This window comes from Micromonospora tarensis (assembly GCF_016803395.1).
GTDB lineage: Bacteria > Actinomycetota > Actinomycetes > Mycobacteriales > Micromonosporaceae > Micromonospora > Micromonospora tarensis.
This window is the reverse complement of the sequence record NZ_JAEVHL010000205.1, coordinates 1-11,676: the sequence shown is the minus strand read 5'-3', so window position 1 is coordinate 11,676 and position 11,676 is coordinate 1. Positions and strand designations below refer to the sequence as shown.

At 73.6% G+C, this 11,676-nt stretch carries 11 protein-coding genes and 4 pseudogenes; 7 read left to right on the top strand and 8 right to left on the bottom strand.

Translation table 11 applies throughout. The features are described 5' to 3' along the window. From JM949_RS27750 to cobA, 4 genes and pseudogenes are all read left to right on the top strand, one after another. Nucleotides 1-510, top strand: a pseudogene (locus JM949_RS27750) (SAM-dependent methyltransferase); the annotation flags it as partial. Further along, nucleotides 498-704 (top strand): DUF362 domain-containing protein, encoded by a 207-nt coding sequence (locus JM949_RS27745; protein ID WP_203151161.1) that lies wholly within the window; start codon nt 498-500, stop codon nt 702-704. The pseudogene JM949_RS27750 and the gene JM949_RS27745, both read left to right, overlap by 13 nt. After that, nucleotides 701-1,297 (top strand): precorrin-8X methylmutase, encoded by a 597-nt coding sequence (locus JM949_RS27740; protein WP_203151160.1) that lies wholly within the window; start codon nt 701-703, stop codon nt 1,295-1,297. The genes JM949_RS27745 and JM949_RS27740 overlap by 4 nt, the downstream gene beginning before the upstream one ends. After that, nucleotides 1,294-2,892 (top strand): annotated as a pseudogene (cobA, locus tag JM949_RS27735) (uroporphyrinogen-III C-methyltransferase); the annotation flags it as partial. The gene JM949_RS27740 and the pseudogene cobA, both read left to right, overlap by 4 nt. Nucleotides 2,893-2,927: 35 nt before the next feature. Here cobA and JM949_RS37825 read toward each other — a convergent pair. The 8 genes and pseudogenes from JM949_RS37825 to JM949_RS27700 form a co-directional block, all read right to left on the bottom strand. Continuing rightward, nucleotides 2,928-3,950: an FtsX-like permease family protein gene (locus tag JM949_RS37825; protein ID WP_238433999.1), complete on the bottom strand. Its 1,023-nt coding sequence runs from the start codon at nt 3,948-3,950 to the stop codon at nt 2,928-2,930. A gap of 157 nt (nt 3,951-4,107) precedes the next feature. Then, nucleotides 4,108-5,082 (bottom strand): FtsX-like permease family protein, encoded by a 975-nt coding sequence (locus tag JM949_RS37820; RefSeq protein WP_238433998.1) that lies wholly within the window; start codon nt 5,080-5,082, stop codon nt 4,108-4,110. Continuing rightward, a complete protein-coding gene (locus JM949_RS27725) occupies nt 5,079-5,759 on the bottom strand; it encodes an ABC transporter ATP-binding protein (RefSeq protein ID WP_203151159.1) in 681 nt (226 codons plus the stop codon). Before JM949_RS27725 ends, JM949_RS37820 begins: the two co-directional genes overlap by 4 nt. Further along, the gene (locus JM949_RS27720; protein ID WP_203151158.1) at nt 5,756-6,280 is read right to left on the bottom strand and encodes a PadR family transcriptional regulator; all 525 of its coding nucleotides are present in this window, start codon (nt 6,278-6,280) and stop codon (nt 5,756-5,758) included. Before JM949_RS27720 ends, JM949_RS27725 begins: the two co-directional genes overlap by 4 nt. Before the next feature lie 69 nt (nt 6,281-6,349). Next, entirely contained in the window at nt 6,350-6,712 is a 363-nt protein-coding gene (crcB, locus tag JM949_RS27715; RefSeq protein ID WP_203151157.1) for a fluoride efflux transporter CrcB, read from the bottom strand. Further along, nucleotides 6,709-7,142: pseudogene (locus tag JM949_RS27710) on the bottom strand (fluoride efflux transporter FluC). The gene crcB and the pseudogene JM949_RS27710 overlap by 4 nt, the downstream one beginning before the upstream one ends. A 92-nt stretch (nt 7,143-7,234) precedes the next feature. Beyond that, nucleotides 7,235-7,993 (bottom strand): class I SAM-dependent methyltransferase, encoded by a 759-nt coding sequence (locus JM949_RS27705; protein ID WP_203151156.1) that lies wholly within the window; start codon nt 7,991-7,993, stop codon nt 7,235-7,237. A 141-nt stretch (nt 7,994-8,134) separates the two neighbouring features. After that, nucleotides 8,135-9,355, bottom strand: a complete 1,221-nt coding sequence (locus JM949_RS27700) for an MFS transporter (RefSeq protein ID WP_203151155.1) — start codon at nt 9,353-9,355, stop codon at nt 8,135-8,137. 136 nt (nt 9,356-9,491) lie between these two features. Between JM949_RS27700 and JM949_RS27695 the strand changes: the two genes are divergently transcribed. From JM949_RS27695 to JM949_RS27685, 3 genes and pseudogenes are all read left to right on the top strand, one after another. Beyond that, entirely contained in the window at nt 9,492-9,941 is a 450-nt protein-coding gene (locus JM949_RS27695) for a MarR family winged helix-turn-helix transcriptional regulator (protein ID WP_203151154.1), read from the top strand. Between the two features lie 78 nt (nt 9,942-10,019). Beyond that, on the top strand, nt 10,020-11,327 hold the full coding sequence (paaK, locus tag JM949_RS27690; RefSeq protein ID WP_203151153.1) for a phenylacetate--CoA ligase PaaK: 1,308 nt from the start codon (nt 10,020-10,022) through the stop codon (nt 11,325-11,327). Between the two features lie 120 nt (nt 11,328-11,447). After that, nucleotides 11,448-11,676 (top strand): annotated as a pseudogene (locus tag JM949_RS27685) (glycosyltransferase); the annotation flags it as partial.

The following is an 11,676-nucleotide window of genomic DNA, read 5'->3' as shown; positions in this document are numbered from 1 at the left end:
CGGTCGCGCTGATCGGCTCCGGCGACGCCGGGGTGTACGCGATGGCCAGCCCCGGCCCTGGAGTACGCCGACGAGCGGATCGACGTGGTGGGGGTGCCCGGGGTGACCGCCGCCCTCGCGGCCGGCGCGCTGCTCGGCGCGCCCCTCGGCCACGACCACGCCTACGTCAGCCTCTCCGACCTGCACACCCCGTGGGAGGTGATCGAGCGGCGGGTGACCGCCGCCGCCGAGGGGGACTTCGTAACGGTCTTCTACAACCCGCGCAGCCGGGCCCGGGACTGGCAGCTCGGCAAGGCGCTCGGCATCCTCGGCGCGCACCGGCCACCGGACACCCCGGTCGGGGTGGTGCGCAACGCCAGCCGTCCCGGCGAACGGGTGCACCTGGCGACACTGGCCACCCTCGACCCGGCCGTGGTCGACATGTACAGCGTCGTGGTGGTCGGCAACAGCGACACCAGGCTGGTGGCCGGCCGGATGGTGACACCCCGGGGGTACCGGTGGCGCTCGTGACGATCGACGCCTGCCAGGGCTGCGGCGCCTGCCTGCGTACCTGCCCCACGCACGCGATCCGGCCGGTCCCCGGCGGCCTGAGCGTCCGCGCCGACCGCTGCACCGGCTGCCTGGAGTGCCTGGAGATCTGCCCGGTCGACGCGATCCGCGTGCTCGACCCCGACCCCGTGACCGAACCTGGAGGAACCCGATGAGCCGGGTGGTGCACCCGATCGAGGTCGAGTCGTACCGGATCCTGCGCGAGCGGGTCGACCTGTCCCAGCTGCCACCACTGAGCCGGGCGGTGACCGAGCGGGTGGTGCACGCCAGCGCCGACCTCTGCTACGTCGACGACCTGGTCTGCGACGAGGCCGCCCTGGAGTCCGGGCTGGCCGCGCTGCGCGCCGGGGCGCCGGTGGTCACCGACGTGGCGATGGTCGCCGCCGGCATCACCCGGGCCGGCCTGGAGCTGGTCTGCCCGGTCGCCGAGCCGGCCGCCGCCGAGCTGGGCCGCTCCGCCGGCATCACCCGCTCAGCGGCGGCGGTGCGGATCGCCAGGGACCGGGTCGGCCCCGGCGCGGTCTGGGTGGTCGGCTGCGCGCCCACCGCCCTTGTCGAACTGCTCACTGTGGACGCCGCGCCGGCCCTGGTCGTGGGCCTGCCGGTCGGTTTCGTGGGTGCGGCCGAGTCGAAGGCGGCGCTGCGGGCCAGCGGCCTGCCCGCCGTGTCCAACGTGGGGGAGAAGGGCGGCTCGGCGGTCGCCGCCGCCGCCCTCAACGCCCTGCTCTACGTCGAGGAGAAGTCATGACCGGATTGGTCATCGTCGGGCACGGCACGCGCAGCGCGGCCGGGGTCGACCAGTTCGCCGCCCTCGTCGACCGGGTTCGCCGCCGCGGTGACACCGGCGACGTGGAGGGCGGCTTCATCGAGCTGTCCCGTCCGCCGCTCACCGACGCGGTCGGTGCGCTCGTCGGGCGCGGGCACCGGGCGTTGGTGGCGTTGCCGTTGGTGCTCACCGGCGCCGGGCACGGCAAGGGCGACATCCCCGCCGCGATGGCCCGCGAGCAGCGGCGCCACCCCGGGCTGAGCTACCGCTACGGCCGCCCGCTCGGCCCGCACCCGCTGCTGCACACCGCCCTCGAAGAGCGCGTCGACGCCGCCCTCGCCGGTGCCGACCGGGCCGGCACGTTCGTCGCGTTGATCGGTCGGGGGTCCACCGACCCGGACGCCAACGCCGAGGTCGCCAAGGTCGCCCGGCTGCTCTGGGAGGGACGCGGCTACGCCGGCGTCGAACCGGGGTTCATCTCCCTCGCCGAACCGTCGGTCCCGGCGGTGCTGGAGCGGCTGCGCCGGCTCGGCGCGCGGCGGATCGTGGTGGCGCCGTACTTCCTGTTCGCCGGGGTGCTGCCGGACCGGATCGTGGCCCAGTCGGCGGAGTTCGCCGCCGCCCACCCCGACCTGGACGTGCGCGTGGCCGAGGTGATCGGCGACTGCGACGCCCTGGCCGACCTGGTCCGGGAGCGCTACGCCGAGGCGCTGGGCGGGGACATCCGGATGAACTGCGACACCTGCGCGTACCGGGTGTTGATGCCCGGCTTCGCCGACAAGGTCGGTCGCCCGCAACGCCCGCACGACCACCCCGACGACCCGGTCGGGCACCACCATCACCACGGACACGACCACGACCACCACCACCAGGACCAGGGCTCGGTCGCGGTGGTCGGTGGCGGGCCGGGGCCCGACGACCTGATCACGGTACGCGCGAAGGCCCTTCTCGACGCCGCGGACGTCGTGGTGGTCGACCGGCTCGCCCCGCAGGGTCTGCTCGCCGGGCTGCGGCCCGACGTGCTGGTGGTGGACGCCGCGAAGGTGCCCCGCGGCCCGTCGATGGCCCAGGAGGCGATCAACGCGGCCCTGGTGTCGCACGCCAAGGCCGGCCGCCGGGTGGTCCGGCTCAAGGGCGGCGACCCGTACGTCTTCGGCCGCGGCCACGAGGAGGTGCAGGCCTGCGTGGCGGCCGGGGTACCGGTGACGGTGGTGCCCGGGGTGAGCAGCGCGATCGCCGCGCCGGCCCTGGCCGGCGTGCCGGTGACCCACCGGGGCGTGGCGCACGACGTCACGGTGGTCTCCGGGCACCTGCCACCCGGGCATCCCGACTCGCTGGTCGACTGGGCGGCGCTGGCCCGCGCCCGGGGCACCGTCGTCCTGCTGATGGCCGTCGACACCATCGCCAAGATCGCGGCGGCGCTGATCGAGCACGGCCGTGCCCCGGAGACCCCGGTGCTCGCCGTGCAGGACGCCGGGCAGCCGCACCAGCGGTCGGTGCCCGCCCGGCTGGACGAGATCGGCGCGGTCGCCGCCCGCGCGGACATCGGCCCACCCGCGGTCTTCGTCCTCGGCCCGTGGTCGCTCTTGCGACCACCGGGCCCACTGACTGACTACTCGCTGCGGGCGGTCTCCGGCCCGGTGACGCGTTCCAGCAGCGGCAGCGTCGAGGCGATGACACCCAGGCAGGCGGCCAACCCGACGACGACGATCACGTAGAAGCGCGGCTCCGGCGCGATCAGCCGGTAGTCCATCTGCGCGCGCAGGAAGAGGTGGGCGGCGAGCAGGCCCATCCCGATGGCCACCGCGGCGACGGCGAGCATCGGCACGGCGCTCTCCAGCGCGACCACCCGGCGCAGCACCCGTACCGGTGCGCCGCTGAGGCGGAGCAGGCTGAACGGGCGTCGGCGTTCGGTGAGGCCGCCGATCACGCTCACCGCCAGGCTGCATCCGCCGAGCGCCAGGCTGGCGATGATGATGACGTTTGCCAGTTGTTCCCAGCCGCGCAGCGTGTTGGCGAAGTCCGACTCGAAGTCGCCGGGCACGTTCGGCCCGACCCAGAAGGTCGGGTAGGCGATCTCCAGCACGGTGCGGGTGCGCTCGATCGCGGCGGCGGAGCCGTCCGTGCCGACCACGATCGACACCGCCGGCAGCCGCCGCAACTCGTCGAGGGTGAGCGACGCGGCGGGCCAGACCGTCGCGGGCGATGCCGATTCCCGCCAGCGGCTGAGGCCCAACGGCACCTCGATGACGCTCGCGCCGTCGGCGCACCGGCCGTACGCGCTCGGCAGGTCGGTGCAGGCGATCATCCCGCCCTCGCCACCGTTCATCAGGTCCGGGTCCTCCCGGATGGCGGTCGTGGAGCGCACGCCGTCGATCGCGCGCAGCTCGGCGAAGAGCGCGTCGGGCACCGACGCCGCCTTCTCGTCGAAGACGGTGCTCACGGTGCCCGCGTCGGTCGAGCCGACCGGCGCCGGGCCGCGGTTGGCCACGATCGTGGTGATCACGCCGACGGCCACGCTGGTCACGAAGAGCGCGAGCATGATGCCGCTGATCGCCCGGAAGCCGGCCTTCGGGTTGTCGGCGAGGCGTCGGGCGGCGATGAGCGTGGCGGGGCGGCTGGCGTACCGGGCCATGATCCGGGCGCGACCATGGTCAGCCAGGGACCGGCCAGGACCAGGCCGGCCATGATGAGCAGCAGCCCGGGCAGGAACACCGCCGCCTGGCCGTCGGAGGTCTCGGGCCGGAAACCGATGGCGAAGAAGAGCACGGCGACACCGAGAGCCGCTGGGATCAACCGGTACGCGCGCGGGGGGGGGGGGGTGACCCGGCGGGTGACGCCCAGCGGTGAGATCCGGACCCGGCGCAGCGAGACCCGCGCCGCCAGCGCCGCGCCGGCCGGCACGCCGAGCGCCACGAGCAGGATGTCCAGCACACCCAGCGACATGTCGGTGGGGAAGAACGGCATACCGGTGAACGGGATGCGGCGAGCGGACTGCGGAACGCGTAGAACAGGCCGAAGCCGACGGCGGTGCCGGCGACGGCGGCGGCGGCCGCCTCCACCGCGGCGACCGTCGCGATCTGTCGCGGCGTCGCGCCGACCAGCCGCATCGCGGCGAAGCGCTGCTCCCGGCGGGCGGCGCTGAGCCGGGTGGCGGTGCCGATGAAGATCAGCACCGGGAAGAGCAGCCCACCGGCGATTACCCCCAGGATCAGGTCCACAGTGGCCTCGGGGAGCGCCGGCGTGTCACCGACGTTGCTGACCTGCCGGGCGTGGGGCAGCGCGCGGACGGCGTCCGGGGTGCCGCCGACGATGGCGAGCAGGGTGTCCGGTGAGGGCAACCCGGCCGGGCCGACGGTGCCGAGGTCACGCCCCGGGTAGCGGTCGGCCAGCTGGTCGGCCGGGTGGGCGGCGAGCAGCTCCCGCAACGCGGGTGAGGCGTAGAACTCGCCGGGGCCCGGAGTGGACGGGACGCCGGCCGGGGTGGGCGCGTCCGGTCCGGTGCCGGCGACGTCGATCCGGACGATCTGCTGGCCGTGGAAGTAGTCGTCCCGGGTCGACCACCACAGCGGGTCGGCGGAGCCCGCCGTCGAGGCGTTGGGGTACACCGCCGCGTACCGGGTGAGCTGGGCGTTGACCGCGTTGACGCCGGCCAGGGTGGTCAGTAGCAGCCCGCTGCCGACCGCCACGGCGGCGGCGATGACGACCAGGCGGGTGAGCGCCTCGCGGCCGCCGGCCACGGCGAGGCGGAGCCCGAAGGCGATCATGAAACGATCCGGTCCGGCGCGTTGACGCGCCCGTCGCGGACCATCACCTCACGGTCGGCGTACGCGGCGATCCGGGCCTCGTGGGTGACCAGGATGACAGTGGTGCCCTGCTCCCGGGCGGCGCTGACCAGCAGGTCCATCACCTGCTCGCCGGTGAGTGAGTCGAGCGCGCCGGTCGGCTCGTCGGCGAAGAGCAGCTGCGGCTCGGCGACCAGGCCACGGGCCAGGGCGACGCGTTGCGCCTGCCCGCCGGAGAGCTCGCCCGAGCGGCGCTCTTCCAGGCCGTCCAGGCCGAGGCGCGCGAACCAGGCTTTCGCCCGCTCCAGCGCCGACGTGCGGCGAACCCCGCTGAGCAGCAGCGGCAGCGCCACGTTCTCCACCGCGGTCAGCTCGGGAACGAGCTGGCCGAACTGGAACACGAAGCCGAACCGGTCCCGGCGCAGGCTGCTGCGCTGGGTCTCGGCCAGGGTGTCCAGCCGGGCGCCGGCGAAGCTGATCTCGCCGGAGTCGGGCACCAGGATGCCGGCGAGGCAGTGCAGCAGGGTGGACTTGCCGGAGCCGCTGGGGCCCATGATGGCGAGGATCTCGCCCGCCTCGACGGCGACGCTGGCGCCGCGCAGGGCGGGGGTCTGGCCGAAGGCGAACGTCACGTCGCGGGCCTCGATGACGACGCTCATTGCCGCACCTCCTTGCGGAGGGCGTCCAGCCGGGCGCCGGTCATCTCGATCCACCGCAGGTCCGCCTCCAGGTGGTACAGGCCGTGGTCGGCGAGCAGCGCGTCGACCAGGCTGCCGGCGCGCTTGATCTCGGTGAGCTCGCGCATCCGGTGCAGGTGCGCGCTGCGCTGGGTGTCGAGGTAGTCGGCGGCCGGGCGGTCCAGCATCAGCGCGAGCACGACCTTGGCGAAGAGCACCGTCTGGAGGTGTGGTTCCGGCTCGACCGGCTGGGTCAACCACTGCTCCACCTCGGTCGCGCCGACGTCGGTGATGATGTAGCGCTTGCGGTCCGGGCCGGAGCCGGGGGCGACGTCGCTGATCACCACCTTGCCGTCCCGGGCCAGCCGGCTGAGGGTGGAGTAGACCTGGCCGAACGGCAGCGGCTTGCCCCGCCCGAAGAAGGTGTCGTAGTCGCGCTTGAGGTCGTACCCGTGGCTGGGCTCCCGTTCGAGGAGGCCGAGGAGGGTCAGTGGAACGCTCATATCGAGCAGGCTACACCGGGTGTATACCTCGCGTATATACCTTCGGTGTGGTCGGTCCGCCCTGGCTGATCAACCCGCCAGCGCCCGGGCCAGCAGGTAGCCGGCGGTGGCCGCGGCGAGCCCGGCGGCGACGCTGCCCAGCACATTGGCCAGTGCGAGCAGTCGATGACCGTCCCTGGTCAGCCGCAGCGTCTCGTAGCTGAACGTGGAGTAGGTGGTCAGCGCGCCGCAGAACCCGGTGCCGAGCAACGCGCTGACCGCCGGCCCGGCCGGCCACCCGACGAGTACGCCGAGCAGCAGCGACCCGATCACGTTGACGGTCAGGGTGCCCCAGGGAAACGCCGACACGTGCCGGGACTGCACGGCCCGGTCGGTGAGGTAGCGCAGCGGCGCGCCGACGGCCGCGCCCAGGGCGATGAGCAGCACGGTCATCGGGGCGACCAACGCCGCAGCAGGCCACCGGTGACCGCGTCGCCCAACCCGACCGCGACGAGTGCCCCGAGCAGCGTCCCGGCCAGGTAGGCCAGGGCGGTGCCCGGGGCGCCGGCGGCAGCGCCTGCTGGATGTCCACCGCGTAGGTGGAGAACGTGGTGAAGCCGCCGAGCACCCCCACCCCCAGGAACGGGCGGGCCAGCCGGTGCCCACCGCCGAGGTGACCGAGCACCGCCATCAGCGCGCCGATCAGCAGGCACCCGGAGATGTTGACGGTGCACGTGGCCCACGGAAAGCCGGTCGGCGGGTGCGGCGCGGCGTGTTGCAGGCCGGCCCGGGCCAGCGCGCCGAGCACCCCGCCGGCCGCGATCGTGGCGAGGATCGTCGCGGGGTGAGCGGTCAGCTCGCGGCGGTCGGCGGGAACGCGCAGGTCGACGTCGGGGTCGGTACGCGGCTCGAACGGCTCTGGCACGGCTCCTCAGCGTAGTCCCGGCGCCAGCCGGCATTAACGCACTGCCGGCGTCAGCGCACCGCCGCGACAGCGGCGTCCGGGCCGCCTCGCCAGACCGTGCCGACCTCGCCGAAGCCGGCCTCGGTGAGCGCGGCCAGGTGCCAGGAGGCCGGCGGGTTCCACTCGGGGCTGTGCCCGGTCGGGTAGATCGTCCGCCGCTGGGCGACCAGTGGGCCGAGCACGGGATCGGCCTCGGCCCGCTCCCACCAGTCCGACCAGGACAGCGTCGAGCCGGCGGCGTACCGCGCGGTGCGCCTGTCGCGCGCCCGGTCCAGCAGTCGCTTGGTCAACTCCGGCACTGTGTCGTCCGGCATGTGGTCGGCGTTGACGAAGACCCCACCTGGTCGCAGCACGTCGCGCAGCTCGGCGTAGAGCTGACCGAGCCGGTCGGCCGGCAACCAGTGCAGGGCGGTGGCGGTGAGCACGGCGTCGTACTCGTGGTGGGGGAGCGCGGCCTGCCAGCCGGGGGTGTTGAGGTCGGCCGTGATGATGGTGGCCCGGTCGGCCAGCGAGGCGCCGGCGATGGCGAGCAGCGCCGGGTCGAGGTCGACCACTGTCGCCTCGGCGGCGGGGAAGCGGGACAGCGTCCGCAGGGTGAGGGTGCCGGTGCCGCCGGCCAGGTCGAGCACGCGCGGCGGTCGGCCGTCGAGGACCGCGTCGACGGTGTCGAGCATGGCGGTGAACCGGTGTTCCCGGTCGGGAAGGTAGGCCTCCTGCTGGCGGTCCCAGCTCTCCTGCCAGGCCCAGGGATCCGTGATGTAAGGACTCATAACGAGCAAGCTAATTACAGTCGCGATGTGCTGTCCAGGCCCTGTTGCACATAATTTGCAATTGCGAGAAGATGGCAGGGCGATGATCAGGGCGACGCCGGGTCGGGCTTCCACCCGGCCCGGCGTCCCCGTCCGGCGAGGTCACACCGTCGTCCGCGCCAGCGCCGCCTCGTCCTTCGCCGGCTCGTCGCGCCGGGCCAGCCGCTGCGCGCCGAGAAGCACGATCAGGCCGGCCAGCGTGAGCGCGGCGCCCGCCCAGATCGGTGAGGTGTAGCCGAGACCGGCGGCGATGGTCACCCCGCCGATCCAGGCGCCCAGCGCGTTGCCGAGGTTGAACGCGGCGATGTTCGCCCCGGACGCCAGGGTCGGCGCCTGGTCGGCGTACCGCATGATCCGCATCTGTAGCGGCGGCACCGTGGCGAACCCGAACCCGCCCATCAGCACCAGGGCGACGATGGTCAGCGCCGGGCTCGTCGCGGTCAGCGCGAAGCCGACGAGCACCACGGTGAGCGCCGCCAGGACGGTGGCCAGGGTGCGCGACAGCGAGCGGTCCGCCGCCCGGCCCGCCAGCAGGTTGCCGGCGAAGAGCCCTGCCCCGAAGAGGACGAGCAGCCACGGCACGGTGCTGCTGGCGAAGCCGCTGACCTCGGTGAGCGTGAAGGCGATGTAGGTGAACGCGCCGAACATCCCGCCGAAGCCCAGCACCGTGATCAGCAGGGAGAGCCAGACCTGCGGATGGGTGAAGGCTCGCAGTTCGCCGCGCAGCCCGCCGGCTGGGCGGTCCGCGGTGGCGGTGTCCCGACCCGGGATGAGCACTGCCAGCCCGATCAGCGCGACCACCCCGATGGCGGTGATCGCCCAGAACGTCGACCGCCAGCCGAAGTGCTGGCCGAGGAAGGTGCCGAAGGGGACGCCGAGCACGTTCGCGATGGTCAGGCCGGCGAACATCATGGCGATGGCGCCCGCCCGGCGGGCCGGTGCGACCAGGTCGGCGGCGACCACCGCGCCGATGCCGAAGAACGCGCCGTGGCAGAGCGCGGCGACGATCCGGCCAGCCATCAGCACCGGGTAGTCGTCGGCGACAGCGGAGAGCAGGTTGCCGATGATGAAGAGCACCATCAGGCCGAGCAGCACCGGTTTGCGCGGCAGTCGGGTGACCGCCGCGGTGAGGGCCACCCCGCCGACGGCCACGCTCAGCGCGTAGCCGGAGATCAACCAGCCGGCCACCGGTTCGCTGACCGCGAGGTCGGTGGCCACGTCGGGCAGCAGGCCCATGATCACGAATTCGGTGAGTCCGATGCCGAAGGCGCCGATGGCCAGCGCGATCAGGCCGGGTGGCGGTGCTGAGGGGCGTACGGACATGGTCTTCCGATCGGGGAGGGGGCATATACGGAGCGCGTGCAACTACCCGCGCCAACAACGAAATACTTGCACACGCCGTATATCCGCGCAAGCGTGGTAGCCTGGTGCCGGTCGGATCACACCCGAGGAGGCCGGCATGGGCATCGGCGACGACGCGGTCGAGATCCGCGCCCAGGGCTGGCGCACCCTCGCCGCCCTGCATGGGCTGATCGAAACGTCCCTGGAGCGGGCGCTCCAGGCCGGCCACGAGCTGTCCGTCGTCGAATACACGGTGCTCGACGCGCTCTCCCGCCAGGACGGCTGGCACATGCGGATGAGCCAGCTCGCCCGTGCCGCCGCACTCTCCGGCAGCGCCACCACCCGCCTGGTCACCCGGCTGGAGCAGCGGCGCCTGCTCACCCGGATCCTCTGCGCGGACGACCGGCGCGGCATCTACACCGAGCTGACCCCGGCCGGGTCCGAGCTGCTCGCCCAGGCCCGGCCCACCCACGACCGGGTGCTCGCCGACGCGCTCGCCGAGGCGGAGGCCACCCCCGAGCTGGCGCCGCTGGTCGACGCCCTGCACCGGCTGCCCGCCGCTCGCTGACCGCCGCGTCAGTCCCCGGACCGGCGGGCGTACGGTACCCGCAGCCCCACCGGGACCGCCGCGCCAAGGAGGCACGCGATGCAGGACCGCACCCCTCGTCCCGAAGAGCTGGAGCCGGTCGAGCGCGCCAGCCTCGACGAGCTGCGCGCCCTGCAACGCGACCGACTGCGCTGGACGCTGCGGCACGCGTACGACAATGTGCCGCACTACCGGCGGGCGTTCGACGCGGCCGGGGTGCACCCCGATGACTGCCGGGACCTCGACGACCTGGCCCGCTTCCCGTTCACCGGCAAGGCGGAGCTGCGGGAGAACTACCCGTTCGGCATGTTCGCCGTTCCCCGGGAGCGGGTCGCCCGGCTGCACGCCTCCTCCGGCACCACCGGCCGCCCGACAGTGGTCGGCTACACCCGCGACGACCTGCGAACCTGGGCGCGGCTGATGGCCCGCTCGATCCGGGCCGCCGGCGGCCGTCCCGGCGACCGGGTGCACGTCGCGTACGGCTACGGGCTCTTCACCGGCGGCCTGGGCGCGCACTACGGGGCCGAGGAGCTGGGCTGCACCGTCATCCCGGTCTCCGGCGGCATGACCGAGCGTCAGGTGCTGCTGATCCGCGACCTCGAACCCGAGGTCATCATGGTCACGCCCAGCTACCTGCTGGCCATCGTCGACGAGATGCACCGCCAGGGCATCGACCCCCGCTCGACCTCGCTGCGGGTGGGCATCTTCGGCGCGGAGCCGTGGACCGAGGACATGCGCCGCGAAATGGAGCGGCAGCTGGACATCCACGCGATCGACATCTACGGGCTCTCCGAGGTGATGGGGCCCGGTGTGGCCATCGAGTGCGTCGAGACCAAGGACGGGCTGCACCTCTGGGAGGACCACTTCTACCCGGAGATCATCGACCCGGTCAGCGGGGCGGTGCTGGCCGACGGCGAGCAGGGGGAGCTGGTCCTGACCTCGCTGACCAAGGAGGCGATGCCGGTCGTGCGGTACCGCACCCGCGACCTGACTCGGCTGCTGCCCGGCACCGCCCGACCGATGCGCCGGATCGAGAAGATCACCGGCCGCACCGACGACATGATGATCGTTCGTGGGGTGAACATCTTCCCCACCCAGATCGAGGAGCTGATCCTGCGTACCCCGCAGCTGTCGCCGCACTTCCAGTGCGTTCTCGACCGGCACGGCCGGCTGGACACCCTGACCGTGCGGGTGGAGCGGCGCGGCGGGGTCGCCGTCGACGCCGCCGAGCGGGCCGGCGCGATGCTCGTCGAGGCGGTGAAGAACACCATCGGGGTGAGCGTCGCGGTGGACGTGCTCGCCCCGGACGCGGTGGAGCGTTCGATGGGCAAGATGCGCCGCATCATCGACCAGCGGCAGACCGGCTGACCAGCCGACCGACCCCGGCCACCGGCAGCGCCACCGGGCCCGGTCCGGCGCGTCGCACCGCTGCGCCGCCCACGCTCAGCGGGCACCCCGCATCGGCGTGGTCGGCATAGGATCCCGTCCATGCGCGTACTGATCGTCTCCGCGCCGCTGGTCGGGCACGTCTTCCCGCTGGTGCCGCTCGCGCTCGCGCTGCGCGACGCCGACCACGACGTGCTGGTGGCCACCGGCGGCGGCGGTCTGGCCGTCGCCGACGCGGGGCTGCCGGTGCACGACGTCGCGCCGGGCTTCGACTGCGGCCGGATCGCGCTGCGGGTCTTCCCCCGCCATCCGCTGATCGCGCGCGCCGAGC